Source organism: Caballeronia sp. INML2 (assembly GCF_023631365.1).
Classification (GTDB): Bacteria; Pseudomonadota; Gammaproteobacteria; order Burkholderiales; family Burkholderiaceae; genus Caballeronia; species Caballeronia turbans.
The window spans coordinates 1-12,671 of record NZ_JALQDH010000136.1; the positions used below are offsets into that span (position 1 = coordinate 1).

General features: G+C 63.5%; 12 protein-coding genes and 1 pseudogene. 12 read left to right on the plus strand and 1 reads right to left on the minus strand.

All coding sequences use genetic code 11. The annotated features are described in order from the left end of the window. Window positions 1–131: 131 nt before the first annotated feature. From NCT32_RS35910 to NCT32_RS35920, 3 genes and pseudogenes are all read left to right on the plus strand, one after another. Window positions 132–343 (plus strand): annotated as a pseudogene (locus tag NCT32_RS35910) (SDR family NAD(P)-dependent oxidoreductase); the annotation flags it as partial. Window positions 344–741: 398 nt separating this feature from the next. Then, the gene (locus tag NCT32_RS35915) at window positions 742–1,104 is read left to right on the plus strand and encodes a MarR family winged helix-turn-helix transcriptional regulator (RefSeq protein WP_250491445.1); all 363 of its coding nucleotides are present in this window, start codon (window positions 742–744) and stop codon (window positions 1,102–1,104) included. Between the two features lie 29 nt (window positions 1,105–1,133). Beyond that, on the plus strand, window positions 1,134–2,162 hold the full coding sequence (locus NCT32_RS35920; RefSeq protein ID WP_250491446.1) for an FUSC family protein: 1,029 nt from the start codon (window positions 1,134–1,136) through the stop codon (window positions 2,160–2,162). A gap of 261 nt (window positions 2,163–2,423) precedes the next feature. On the opposite strand, the gene NCT32_RS35925 is transcribed toward NCT32_RS35920, so the two are convergent. Beyond that, window positions 2,424–4,205 carry a Rieske 2Fe-2S domain-containing protein gene (locus tag NCT32_RS35925; protein WP_250491447.1) on the minus strand — a complete coding sequence of 594 codons (1,782 nt, stop codon included), beginning with the start codon at window positions 4,203–4,205 and terminating at the stop codon, window positions 2,424–2,426. A 392-nt stretch (window positions 4,206–4,597) separates the two neighbouring features. Between NCT32_RS35925 and NCT32_RS35930 the strand changes: the two genes are divergently transcribed. The 9 genes from NCT32_RS35930 (at window position 4,598) to tssA (ending at window position 12,549) form a co-directional block, all read left to right on the plus strand. Next, entirely contained in the window at window positions 4,598–5,308 is a 711-nt protein-coding gene (locus NCT32_RS35930) for a YecA family protein (RefSeq protein ID WP_250491448.1), read from the plus strand. Window positions 5,309–5,335: 27 nt separating this feature from the next. Then, entirely contained in the window at window positions 5,336–5,713 is a 378-nt protein-coding gene (locus tag NCT32_RS35935; RefSeq protein ID WP_250491449.1) for a hypothetical protein, read from the plus strand. 109 nt (window positions 5,714–5,822) lie between these two features. Further along, complete coding sequence (locus NCT32_RS35940; protein WP_250491450.1) at window positions 5,823–6,245, plus strand: hypothetical protein; 423 nt, start codon at window positions 5,823–5,825, stop codon at window positions 6,243–6,245. 843 nt (window positions 6,246–7,088) lie between these two features. Further along, window positions 7,089–7,325 (plus strand): helix-turn-helix domain-containing protein, encoded by a 237-nt coding sequence (locus tag NCT32_RS35945; RefSeq protein ID WP_409241572.1) that lies wholly within the window; start codon window positions 7,089–7,091, stop codon window positions 7,323–7,325. A gap of 94 nt (window positions 7,326–7,419) precedes the next feature. Beyond that, the gene (locus tag NCT32_RS37750) at window positions 7,420–7,692 is read left to right on the plus strand and encodes a hypothetical protein (protein ID WP_409241453.1); all 273 of its coding nucleotides are present in this window, start codon (window positions 7,420–7,422) and stop codon (window positions 7,690–7,692) included. Beyond that, window positions 7,680–7,910: a hypothetical protein gene (locus NCT32_RS37755; protein WP_409241573.1), complete on the plus strand. Its 231-nt coding sequence runs from the start codon at window positions 7,680–7,682 to the stop codon at window positions 7,908–7,910. Before NCT32_RS37750 ends, NCT32_RS37755 begins: the two co-directional genes overlap by 13 nt. 225 nt (window positions 7,911–8,135) lie before the next feature. Continuing rightward, on the plus strand, window positions 8,136–10,166 hold the full coding sequence (locus NCT32_RS35955; protein ID WP_250478496.1) for an ATP-binding protein: 2,031 nt from the start codon (window positions 8,136–8,138) through the stop codon (window positions 10,164–10,166). After that, a complete protein-coding gene (locus tag NCT32_RS35960) occupies window positions 10,163–10,897 on the plus strand; it encodes a response regulator transcription factor (RefSeq protein WP_250491451.1) in 735 nt (244 codons plus the stop codon). Before NCT32_RS35955 ends, NCT32_RS35960 begins: the two co-directional genes overlap by 4 nt. Window positions 10,898–10,938: 41 nt before the next feature. Further along, the gene (gene tssA / locus NCT32_RS35965) at window positions 10,939–12,549 is read left to right on the plus strand and encodes a type VI secretion system protein TssA (protein WP_250478494.1); all 1,611 of its coding nucleotides are present in this window, start codon (window positions 10,939–10,941) and stop codon (window positions 12,547–12,549) included. Window positions 12,550–12,671: the final 122 nt, after the last annotated feature.

A 12,671-nucleotide genomic window follows, 5' to 3' on the forward strand; every position in this document is an offset into this window, starting at 1 on the left:
AATATCGAGGCGCTTCTGAAGGGTATCCCCTTCAAGGACGGAACCCCGGTGATTGAAAGCACACCGGCTCCTCAATCACTGGCCGCCTGATCACGCCGTCCGATCCGCGTACACCAGTCTTGACGATTGCTCTGATCGCATCCGCTGCTACCGGCTATTACCACGCAACCAATTTCGCCGTCGAGGCTCTTTCAGAATCGCTGTCGCACGAAGTGGCGCCGCTCGGCATCTCGGTCACCATTGTGGACCCAGGGGCGTTCCGCACTCCCTGGGCGGGGCGCACCATGCTCGAGTCACCTGTCGCCATTGACGACATGCTGTAACTACTGGCGAGCGACGCAAGTAGACACGGGCGGTTAGCGGTAAGCAGCCGGGGGATCCCGCTCGTGCGGCCGTGGGGAGACAATGATGGGGCAAAAGCGCGGGCAGAAATACCCAGATTCGGTCGTCGCATTCCCTACGAATCCGGAAATTCCGCGAGTGAGTCTAGATATTCAACGCTACGGATGATATTCGTCGGTAAGCTAGGGTAAGGTTGAGTAGGCTTCTGCCGATTACTCCGAGCGTAAGGTGGCAGTTAACGGTCGTTGTTGTCGGAGGGAAATCGCAAGCATGGCTCATACGATAGGCAATTGCCGCGCGTCGCAATCAAGTCTGTCGCCGCGTACGTTCCGCCGACGGGACTGTGACCGACTCTGGTCACAGCTGATGCTATTGGTGAGGCGGCTACGGCGTGAAACAATGACGGACGACGACAGTTGGTCACGTCTGTCGTTGCTTGCCGCGGCGGACCGGCTGGGCGGACGTTCGTCCCCGAGTGCGCTAGCGCGCGCGCTCGACATGCACTCATCGAACACTGCTGCGGCTCTGCGCGACGCGCAGGCGCGCGGTTACATCTTTCGGTCACCGGACACCGTAGACAGGCGACGATCGTGGGTCATATTGAGTGATGCAGGTCGTAAAACCCTCGCGGATGCACGGGCGAGACGCAGTGACTGGCTGGAGCAAGCAATCCAACGAGAGTTTACCCAAGACGAGAGAGATTTGCTGATTCGTGCTGGTGAACTGCTGGAGCGCCTGGCGAATGTCGGTGACCTCAAATGACGAGGTGTGAACTATGTCTAGACTGGGTGATGTTGCGTCGAGCGGTTCTCGTCCTCGCGCCCATCGTCGCGTGGGGCCTAATTTACAACGCTGACGCCTGGTTGCAAGTGGCCGTCATCACGATCGCGACTTTCATCGTGCATGAACGGGCTGCCACGGCGCCTCTCGGGGTAGTCTTGCACACAGTCGTTATCCTCTTCTGCTGCGCGGCGTTGCTATTGGCTCAGCCTTATCCTTTGCCTTTCGTCGTGCTGTGTGCGCTGTCTGCAATGGCTTCGGTTCGCATCTCCGTAAGAGGCGCTGCGCTGAGGTTCATGGGGAATTTCACGTTCGCGCCGGCGCTATATTTGGCAGTGGACACCTATGAGAGAGCTAAGCATTCCGGACCGGCCGTTCAACTGACGCACTTCGTCCCGATACTGTGTGCAGGCGCGCTACCGACGTTAGTGCTTGCAAGTTGGGAGCACGCACGTAGGGCCTTGCGCAAGGAAGTGCACTGGAAGTACTTCGTGCACGTGCTGAGGCCTGCCGACAGGGGACCCGAAATGACGTCTTGGCTCCCAGTCGTCGCCATCGCAGTCGCGGTCGCGCTGGCGGCAGTCATTGCTGAGGTCGGGCATCTGCCACATGCGCAATGGGCCATCTGGTCGGCGGCGACGGTGGTGGGATCCGATGCTTCGGCGGCTCGGGAAAAGTGGCGAGACAGATCAGTAGGAGCGCTTGCCGGAGTTCCTGTCGGTCTGACGCTCGGTACCCTGTTGCCACACCAGCCATTTACCGTCGACTGGTGTGTGATTGGCTCTCTGCTGTCTCTCGTAGCATTTCGCAGCTACACGTTCGGCTTTGCATCGCGTAGTGCGCTCGCGGTCGCCGCGCTCTGCATTGCGGGCGCTGGCACCGAATCCGCTGTCGCACGCGTGAGCAACGTGGTGCTCGGTGGGTACATCGGGTTTGTCTGCAGCATCGCCGTTGCGTTTCTCGTGTCTGGCCGTAAGGAGCAGGCTGGCGTTGCGAAAAGACGCCAGGGCGAGGATCGTAGGCCCAAAAGGTGCGAATGACCGCGACGTGCAGAGTCGACTGCTAAGCGCGAGGAGAGGCTCACTAGCCACTTCTTACCATGCATGTCAACCCGACCAATCATCATGTCAAGCCATTTTTGAACGGCGCCCTAAACACCGCCTGTCGTTGTCGTGCCGATGCCGACGAGAAAGACACACTTTAATCTTAGGTCTCCTCCGTCATTTGACATAAGTAACATGACGAATATTCGTAGGATCGCGAAGTAAGTATCAGAAATTCGCGGTGTCGAAATTAACCCGTCACGAGGCTCCAGCCCCCTGATGCAGCGCGGCGCCTCGCATCAACCGCTGCGCGATGTCGGCCGTTTTCAGGGTCCCGCGCTCGGTCGGGAAATGGGCCGCAAGATAGCGTGCGACCGCCACGAGAACATTCCGCCCCTCGCCAGTATTGCCCCAGACGGAAAACTGCCGGACACCGGCTTCGAGGATCTGATAGGCATGAAAGCTCGCGTCTTCGCGCAACACCGCAACAGCAAGCGTCGCGATCAGCGCTTGGGGTGAGTGACCGAGCGTGAGATGCCGTGCCACCAGCCTTGCCGAAAGATCAACCTGTCGCTGCCGGTCGAAGGCGTCGAGCAAGGCGGTGCGGATCGCCTCCTTATCGGCTGGAAGGTCGTCGAGTTGATCGCGGTCCTCGCCCGGAATGCGGGCCGGCGGGACGTTTAGATAACGGGCAAGGTAGAGCGACATGGCTCCGTGCAGGATGGCCCGCGCGGTCGTGACGTAACCGTCGATGCCCGCGGTCCCGATCCGTCTAAGCATCTGGTGGAGCGCGTTGGCATGGGTGAAGACATGGTGCGCCGTCTCCCAGTCCGCGTGCTCGTTGGCATTACCGAAGCGTGCCACGCGCAGGGCTGCGCCATAGGCGAGGGATTGTCCGAGGTCCGCAGGAGTGGCGCCCGCGAGGATGGCCGACTTCAGCGCGTCGACGATCCTCGCCGGCTCGTCTCCAAGCAACTCCCGGGCGAGCGTCGCGTGGTTCGACCACGCTTGCAAGGCATGGCCGGCCGCAAAACGCTGCGCCATTTGGCCGGCCGCTTCGTCACACAGCGCGACAAGATCGACGGGTTGGCGCCAGGCAGTCGATTCCTCGGCGCCACGGGCGGTCACCATCTGCGCGACGATAGTAGGCAGCACGGTTGACGCGTGTTCCCAGCCGATGAGATCGAGACACTCGAACGCCTTGTTGATGAAGTCGAGCGAATGGCCGGTGTCGGCGAAAGTTCGTTCGGTTCCGGCCGCCAGGAGGTCATCAGCGAGCTCTGCCGGTGTGAGACCCGCCGCAATCGCCGTCAGCAGGGTCCGCTCGGCCGCCTCCCGATGGCGCACGTTAGTCCAAAGGAGCAGCCAACGTTTGAGCGCGGCTGGCTCTGGTCGGCTGCCAAGCGGCGCACGTTCCCGTCGCGGCGCCTCGCCCTCGCAGTCCGACGCTACATGACGCGCGCCCTTAAACAGAGCCAGGTAAGCGTCGCTTTCTGACAACACCGGCAAGAGATTGGCGAGCGCCGTCAGTATCGTCAGACCGACGCCCCAGCCGTCACGGTTGTGCGCCCCGAACAGCGCCACCTGTTGCACGATATCGGCCGCCGGTATGGCGGCGGCGAGTTGACCATATACAGCCTTGGCGATGACGAGCCCGAGATCATGTGCGACACCATCTGCAAGCCGCTGATGCCAATACCTCGCCGGATCAGAATGAGCGAACGTGGTCGCCGCCCAGACGTCGCCGTCGCGCACCTCGACCGCGCAGCTCGGTACATCGTCGGCCCAGAGATCGAAAGTGCAACCGCTTTCCAAATCGAAGCGGGCGTGGTGCCAGTGGCAGGTCAAGATGCCGTCCTCGACAGTACCCCGCTCGAGCGGGAAGCCCATGTGCGGACAACGATTGTCGAGGGCGAAGACGCGCCCGCGGTCGTAGATGACCAGGATGGGACAATGGCCACCTTGCACGACGAGCCGACCCTTCGCTTTCAGCGCTTCAAGGCTCCCCACGAGCACGAATTCGCTATTCGGTGTGTCCATGACCATACCCCGGCATTCGTCCGTTCCCGGACGTCGTAGGCATTCCTGTCCCCTTGCAACAGCAGCATACTCTCATGCCAAACGGGAAAGGCGTCGGAGGTCTCCCTGGAACCTGTCGCCGTGCTTACCTGCCTGTCGCCGCATGGCTGAGCCGTGAGGGCGACTTCGTTCGCGGCAGACCAAAGAGTTCGCGGCTGGTACGCTCAGCGCGCGGTGAGCCCAATCGGAAATCTACCTGGTGAGATCGGTCGCGAGGCGATGCCCGGCGAGCCCGGAATCATATAATCGACCGGTAAAGCGAAGAGGGTGGGCGCTAGCCGATTGTGGATTCCCGGCTTCCCCCGCAGGCGCGGGAGCGGCCCCACCTTGAACACCCAAGACACAGGACCGATGTGAACCTGACAACCGATCAGCCGCTTACCGACGACGAGTTCGATCGTCTAGCTGAATTTCTCGATGCCATCGGAGCCAGTGCGATGAACATCGAAACGCTCGATGGCTACTTTTCGGCGTTGATCTGCGGCCCCGACATCGTCCCGCCGAGCGAGTATCTGCCTCAGATCTGGGGCGAAGACTTCGCCTTCGAGAGCGACGAACAGGCTGCCGAAATCGTGGGCCTGCTCATGCGCCACTGGAACACAATCGCGGTTGAGTTGCGCCATACCTTGGACGAGCCGGACGTCTACCTACCCGTGCTTCTCGTAGGTGAAGACGGCGTCGCGACCGGTAACGACTGGGCGCATGGTTTTATGCGCGGCGTGGAGACGCGCGCAGCAAGTTGGGGCGAGTTTATTGCCGACGAGGATCACTGCGGGCCCATGATCCCGATCATGATGCTGCACTATGAGCATGATTCTGACCCGCAGATGCGACCACCGCCGATTCCTCCCGAAAAGCGTGAGGAGATACTGGAGACGATGATCGCGGGGCTCACCCACATCTACCGCTATTTTGAGCCTCACCGGCGGGGGCTTGCGGCCATGCCGAGTCAACTTCCTCTGCGCCGGGACGCGCCCAAGGTCGGGCGCAACGAATCGTGCCCGTGCGGCAGTGGCCGTAAGTACAAGCATTGCTGTCTCGCAAACGGGCCAACTCTGCATTGACTCCGCACGCAACCAGGGAGAGAAGGCATGTCACAGGGAGCCGACGATTTTCCACTGAACGCCAATGGCCCGGCATACACGTCGTGGCAGGACCGTCATGGCGTGCCGTTGTCGTACGTCGGCGAGAAACTCAGTCGCGCGATTGAAGACTTGCATCGGCACGCGCGACGAGGCCAGGGCGGAGACGATGATTTGCGCAGCGCCATGTACCACCTCCTGGTCGCCTACCTCGGGCTTCACAATATGCTGGGAAAGGCGAACGATCCTACCTTGACAAACCGGCTACTTGACGGAAGCAGCGAGAATCTGGGGAGATGGCTGCGTCTGGTTGATCGAGAGGGCGACGTCCACGGACTTGCGGGCCTAGATGACAGCGGCGAGGCGAACTTCAGTAGCGGGGGCTGAGCGGGGGTATCGTCGCCGAAGGAAGACGCGCCCGCGTACGGCCAACTCCGGCCTGTACACCAGTCCACGGATTGGGCGTTCGAACGTTACAACGTTTGGGAGCAGAGGCATGGCCGCGGTCAGATACGCCGATCTTTCGATGGCCTTCGATTTCGTGAGCGACGCGTCTCCGATGGAGCATGACGCGTATGTCTCGCTCGATACTGGCAAGGTCTATTGGACCTCTGATTTCGACGACGCATTCGACGAAGATCGTCCTGACGACCTTGAAACTTCGGATAGCTATCTTGCGATACCGCATAAGAATGAACTCGATCTGGGAAGAAATCTCGCGTTGCGCTTTGTCGTACACGAATTGCCCATGTGTTACGAGCAGGTCGAAGGATTTTTCCGACGGCAAGGGGCGTATGGGCGTTTCAAAGATCTGCTGGCTCGTGAAGGCGCGCTCGAGCGCTGGTATTCCTTTGAGACGGACTCTGTTGAAAGAGCGCTGAGGCAATGGTGTGCCGATAACGGCCTTGAAATCGCTTGAAACGTCAGATGATGGTCGCGAAAGAGCGCGACGGTGGCGACAACGCAGGCAGTTGGAAAGAAAGAGGGGGCTGCCAAGAAGGGAGGCAAAGGAAACCGGGACAAAACGGTCTCGACGCTGTCGCACGGTGGACGTGATTGTCGACCGCGAACGTCGGACACCAAAGCCCGAAGCATGATCGGCGTGAACCCGTCAGCGTGCTGGGCGGGGTAAGAAGCGTGTGAGCCCATAGTGGGAAGGGGCATAACCGTTGAGGTCGTTCGGCTCGGGTCCGAGCCATAAGCGCACGATCGTGTTGGGTTAATTCTGCAAAACCGGGTCGACCGGAGTGCAGGCGAGATGGAATAGGGTCGAGGTGTTGAGGCCGATGACCGAATCGATGTGCTGCGGATTCTCAACAGCAGGCGCGATTATCTCTCCATTCTCTTTCCGTGACCGCTTTCAAGGTTTCCTTCAGGTTTCGCGGGGACACGCGGCAGTACATGCGGTTTCGCCTCGTCGACTTGAATGCGCTCAACAAAAAGCGCGGTCTACGTCGAGGTGAGCCGCGCTTTACGATGTTACTTCAAGCTCGCGTTTAACGCGTTACGGTTGGCGCTGGCTGCTGTCACGATCCGACTGCGACTGATTCGGCTGCACTTGACCCGGCTGCGACTCGTTCGGCTGACGCTGCCCGGGTTGCTGCCCTTGCTGGGGTCCTCTCAATTCGTTGAGTTTACATAATACCGATTATCGTATTTTTGGTTTGTAGGTCCCAAGTTCAAATGTCGCGTTTCTGCCAAGTAGAAATGTCGCATTTTGACGTAGGTTCGTTGCCAGACAAGCGTTTCAGGAGCGCTGGCGATGAACACGACCGGGACCATGACCATGTCGATGCACGAACTGGACCGACTCAGAGTGATTCAGGCCGTCGCCGAAAGCCAACTCAAGCCTGGCCGTGCCGCCGAGCGGCTACACGTGAGCGTGCGGCAGATCGAACGGCTTGTCATGCGTTATCGTGCGGACGGTGCACGCGGTCTGACCACGCAATGCACCCGCGCCCTGCCCGCTCAAGCCTTGTGCGGCTTCGACGCTGCGTGAGGATAAAGCGCTTGAACAGATACGACATCTGTACTTGGCCGGCACTGCGACATTTGTATCTGGCCATGACACGGTTTGTTAGAGCTTCTTAGTAATGTCCGACTGGGGCTCGTTAGAGCGTGTGCTGACGTGGCGCGTCACCAAAACACTGACGGTGCAGTACGACCGCGTGATGTATCGGCTCGAGGACACCGACGAGAATCGCGCGCTGATTCACCGCGACATCGAGGTCTGGGAGTATCCGGACGGACGCATGGAACTGCGGGCCGGCGAGCGCATTTGGTGTGTCGGCAGTATGACCGGCTCACCAAGGTCGATCAGGGCGCCATTGTCGAATGCAAACGGCTGGCGCATGTGCTCGAGTTAGCGCAGGCGGTGCAGGCTCAGCGCGACAACCGCAGCATTGGTACCGCGCCCTCGCGCACGCATCGCGGCGCGCAGGTGCGCACGCCACGCCGCGCGCCCGACACCAAGAAACAGCGCGAGCTCACACAACAGGACCTGGAGGCAACGATGATGGCGCTGCATGAACACAAACGCAGCGCGCCATCGATACAAAGCGAGTCAGTAGTCGGCAAACGGTGACGCTCCATGCTTTAGCGCCCTGCCTGTTCAGATCCCTTGCTTCAACGCCACGTTGCCGATTCGAACACCGAGCGATCGGACGTTCCTGCATTGCACTTCGAAGCACAGCGCTTCAAGCAATCCACCCATTCCCCTCAAGTCCGCCCACAACCTGCCGACATACCCCTGAGAGCACGTCACCACCGACATCCTCATTCCGATGCCCCTGTTCGTCGCCCACTGCACATGTCACATCCTCAACGGCAGAATTTCCTGACGAACCTGTTCCAAAGCGGCGGACACGGCAGCGGCACCGACGCGCGCAGTCCGACGACGCTTTCCCGCATCATCGAACCGCTTGCCCTCGCGCTGCTGTGCTACGTGCTGGCGCGCCCGTTCGTGCATCTCGACAGCGGCACCTTGTCGGCGATTGCCTGGCCGGCGCCCGCCATCGCCGTCGCGATTCTCTGGCCGATGCAGCCGCGCCGCTGGCCGGTGCATCTCCTAGCCGTCTTTCTCGCGATCGCCGCCACCGGCGATTTCACCGCAGCGACCTGGCGCAGCGACCTCGGCTTTTGCGTGCTGAACGTGCTCGAAGTCGCGCTGTGCGCCTGGCTCGGCCGACGCTACGTCGACATCGACGGCGCCATCGTCACGACGACGCGCCTCATGCGCTTCCTGCTGCTGCTTCCGCTCGCCGCGATCGGCGCGACATCGATACTCGGCGCGACGCTCGCCAGCGATTTCGGCCACGACGGCTGGCTGCAGGAATGGCGCACCTTGCTGGTCGGCAACGGCGTCGCGGTGCTCGTGCTCGTTCCGGCCGTGCTCGCCTGGCGTTCACGCGCCGCCGACAGCCAACGCCCGGCCGAACCGCTGATCGCGCTGATTTGCAGCGTGGCCGTCGTCGCGATTTTGCTCGCCAGCGCCGCGCTGCACGTCTCCGAGCAGGTCCAGCGCGTGATCGTCTCTCTGCTGCTCGCCGCCACCGCGATCTACGGCGGCCTGCCCGCCGCCGCGACGACCGTCGGCACCGCGGCGGTCGTCGGCGTCGGCCTGACGTTGATGGAGTTCGGCCCGTACCGCCCGGAAAACGCCGAAAGCGCGTGGCATCTGCAGATCGACATGGCGGGTCTCGCGATCCTCACGTTTTTCGTCGCCGTCGCCGTGCGCGAACGCCGGCAACTGGCGCTGCGCCTGGAACGCGGCCGTCGCATGGAAGCGCTCGGCCTGCTCGCCGGCGGCGTCGCGCACGATTTCAAGAACATCCTCGCCGCCGTCGATGGCTACACGGAAATCGCCCGCGACCGCCTGCCCGCCGATTCCGCCGCGCGCAAACCGCTGCGCGAAGTACAGGCGGCATCGGCGCGCGGTTACGAACTCACCGAAGAAATCCTGCTGGCCGCCCGGCGCGGCGACCGCGTCCGCGAAACGCTCGATCTGAACCGCATCGTGCGCGAAAGCGTCCTGCTCGCAAGGCCGTTGTGCCGCAACGGCGTCGTTATCGAACTGGAACCCGCCGACGAACATCTCGGCGTCGCGGCGCATGGCGGCCAGCTCGTGCGCGCCATCCTCAACCTGTCGAGCAACGCCAGCCTCGCGGCGCGCTCGCGCGTGAGCGTGCGTATCGGCCGCGATTTTGCGATGCACGAAGCGCTCGCCATCGGCGATGCACCGCCCGGCGCGATCGCGTGGGTCGATGTCATCGACGACGGTCCCGGCATTCCCGCCGAGCATCTGCCGCACCTTTTCGAGCCGTTCTTCTCGGCGCGCAAGACGGGCGGCAACGGGCTGGGACTCGCGATCGTCGCGGGCGTCGCGTGCGAGCATCGGGGCGGCATCGCGATCGCGACGGGACCCGGCGGCACGCGCTTTCGCCTCGTGCTGCCGCTGGTATCGAGCGCGCCGGCGACGCCGCCCGAGCACGCCGATTCGGCCGAGCCGGACGCGCCCGTGGCCCAGGGCGAGCGCGTGATCCTGATCGACGACGACGCCGCTTCGCGCGAACGCAGCGAAGACTGGCTCGCGGAATTGGGCTTCGAGCCGCTCGGCTATGCCGACGCCCGCGAAGCGCTCGACGAAGCCGCGCGCAGCGACGCCGCCGGCGACGCGCCGCTCGTCCTCGCCGACCCGCACAGCCTCCCGATGGACGACGCGCGCTTCGCCGCCCGCCTGCGCGAAGTCGCGCCCGATGCGCGCCTCATCGTCCTGAACAAACCCGTCGAACGCGCGGCGCTCGCCCGCGCCGCCGCATCCGCCCTGAAGGATCCGTCATGACACCGCAGCCGCAGCACAGCATCCTCGTCGTCGACGACGATCATTCGATGCGAACCCTGTTGATGGAATATCTCTTCCAGCACGGCTACAAGACCGATGGCGCCGCGAGCGCGCACGAAGCCATCGCGGTTTTCGCGGCAAAACGCTACGACCTCGTGCTGCTCGATCTGGGCCTGCCCGATGGCGACGGCACCGATCTCGCACGCCGCTGGCGCGAAGAAGCGCAGGTGCCGATCATGTACATCACCGGCCGCGACGACGAAGCCGATCTCGTGATGGGCCTCGAACTCGGCGCGGACGACTACATCGTCAAGCCGTTCTCGCTGCGCGAAGTGCTGGCGCGGATGCGCGCGGTGCTGCGCCGCGCGGCCGGCACGACGCAGGCGCCGCTCACGCGCGGCAAGCTGCCGAACGCGTACCGCTTCGCCGGCTGGACGCTCAATCTGAACACGCGCCGCCTGAATTCCGCCGATCAGACCGCGGTGCCGCTGACCAATTCCGAATTCAATCTTCTGGTCACGTTTCTGAGCTCGCCGGGCCGAATCATCACGCGCGAAAAGCTGCTCGAAAGCACGCGCGCCTTCGATGACATTTATGATCGCGCCATCGACGTGCAAATCCTGCGGCTGCGGCGCAAGATCGAGATCGATCCGAAGAAGCCGACGCTTCTGCGCACCGAGCGCGGCGCGGGCTATATCTTCGATACCGATATCGAACACCTGTGGACCTGAGCGCGCCGCCGTCCCATTCTCCCTGCCAGACAAGAGTTTCCGTGAACGATTTCAAGAGTTTGGGCACGCAGCCCATCAGCGACGCGCAGCCCTGCGGCGTGGACGTGCGCGACGATCCCGACTACGACCTGCTGCAAAACGAGATCGCCAAGCTGACCAATCCGGCGGCGAGCGGCTCACCCGATTGGGAGCAGGTGGTCCGGCTCTCGCAGACGCTGCTCGCGGACAAGGGCAAGGACATTCTCGTCGCCAGTTATCTCGCGGGCGGTTTGCTGATCACGCGCGGACTGCCCGGCCTCGCCGACGGCGCGCAGATGCTCGAAGGCCTGCTCGCGACGCACTGGGAACAGCTTTATCCGCCGGTTGCGCGTCTGCGCGCGCGGCGTAACGCGATTCAATGGCTGATCGACCGCGTGCGCGCCCACGCCGACGAGCACGACTGGTCGAGCTGGCCGGCGCAGGACGCGGCGCTCGTCGATGCACTGCGCGACGCGCTCGGCGGCATCGACCGCGTGCTCGCGGAAAAGGACGACGACGCGCCGTCGATGCAGCCCTTGCGCGCACTGCTCGGCACCGTGCAGGTCGCGGAACCGGCGGCTGATCCCGAGCCTGAGCCTGCGCCGACGCCTGCGCCCGAACCCGCGCTCGCGGCGCCCGCGCCTCGACCCGAAGCGCCGTCCGCGCCTGCGCCGGTCGCGGCTCCGGCCGTTCATGCCGCGCCCGCCGCCGCCTTCGCGCCCGCCGCGCTCGCTCCGCTTTCCGTCGATACCGCCGCAAGCGCCAGTCACGCCGCCGACGAAGCGCTCGAACGGCTCGTCGCGATCGGCGGCTGGTACGCGCAGAACGAGCCGTCGAACGCGCTCGGCTTCCGGCTGCGGCGCATCGGCGTGTGGACGGCCATCGAACGCGCCCCGGTCGCCAACGGCCCGGACACGCAGTTGCCCGGCCCGATCCCGCAGTTGCAGGACGCCTTGCGCAATCTGCAGGCGCGCGCGGCGCACGCGGACATCGTCGGTTTCGCCGAGACGCAGGTGATCGCCTATCCGTTCTGGCTCGATCTGAATCACGCCGCGGCGACCTCGCTCGCCTTGCTCGGCGACGCCTGGAGCGCCGCGCGCCGCGAAGTCTGCGGCGAGACGGCGAAGTTCGTCGCGCGCATCGACGGTCTCGACCGGCTGAAGTTCGCCAATGGCGTGCCGTTCGCCAATGCCGACACGGTGCAGTGGCTGGCGGCGCTTGCCTCGTCGAGCGGCGATGCGCCCGCCGCCGCCGCGCCCGATCCGCTCGCCGCGGTGATGTCGCGCGCCCGTGCGCTCGCTGCGGACAACGATCTGCGCGCCGCCGCGCAGTGTCTGCAGGACGCGATCGACAAGAGCCCCGCCGTCGCCGCGCGCCTCAGGCTGCGCACCGCGATGTGCGACCTGCTGCTGGAGAACCGCCCCGGCGCGCGTCTCGATGCGTTCGCGCGCGCGCTCGTCGACGAAGTGGATCGCTACGGCGTGGTGTCGTGGGATCCGGACCTGACCGCGGACGCATTGCGCGCCGCCTACGCGATCCTGAGCCGCAACGACCAGAACGAAACGGAAACGGCCGCGCTGCTCGCGCGTATCGCGCCGCTGGATGTGTCCATCGCGGTGCGGCTGATTACGTAATCTTTTCGTCGCGCGGCACAAGCGAAAACACCGGCGCGAGGCCGGTAATGCCGTTCAGTTAGCGCTGCACGGCATTTTTGTTTATGGGGTGAGAAGTGGTTGTAAACGGAGCGCCGGGCTGT

What these genes read in the sequence shown, in the direction of transcription:
- NCT32_RS35955 (WP_250478496.1), top strand. Translation starts at nt 8,136, where the DNA reads ATGTCACATCCTCAACGGCAGAATTTCCTGACGAACCTGTTCCAAAGC.
- NCT32_RS35945 (WP_409241572.1), top strand. Translation starts at nt 7,089, where the DNA reads ATGAACACGACCGGGACCATGACCATGTCGATGCACGAACTGGACCGA.
- NCT32_RS35915 (WP_250491445.1), top strand. Translation starts at nt 742, where the DNA reads ATGACGGACGACGACAGTTGGTCACGTCTGTCGTTGCTTGCCGCGGCG.
- NCT32_RS37750 (WP_409241453.1), top strand. Translation starts at nt 7,420, where the DNA reads ATGTCCGACTGGGGCTCGTTAGAGCGTGTGCTGACGTGGCGCGTCACC.
- NCT32_RS35925 (WP_250491447.1), bottom strand. Translation starts at nt 4,205, where the DNA reads ATGGACACACCGAATAGCGAATTCGTGCTCGTGGGGAGCCTTGAAGCG.
- NCT32_RS35920 (WP_250491446.1), top strand. Translation starts at nt 1,134, where the DNA reads ATGTTGCGTCGAGCGGTTCTCGTCCTCGCGCCCATCGTCGCGTGGGGC.
- NCT32_RS35935 (WP_250491449.1), top strand. Translation starts at nt 5,336, where the DNA reads ATGTCACAGGGAGCCGACGATTTTCCACTGAACGCCAATGGCCCGGCA.
- NCT32_RS35940 (WP_250491450.1), top strand. Translation starts at nt 5,823, where the DNA reads ATGGCCGCGGTCAGATACGCCGATCTTTCGATGGCCTTCGATTTCGTG.
- NCT32_RS35960 (WP_250491451.1), top strand. Translation starts at nt 10,163, where the DNA reads ATGACACCGCAGCCGCAGCACAGCATCCTCGTCGTCGACGACGATCAT.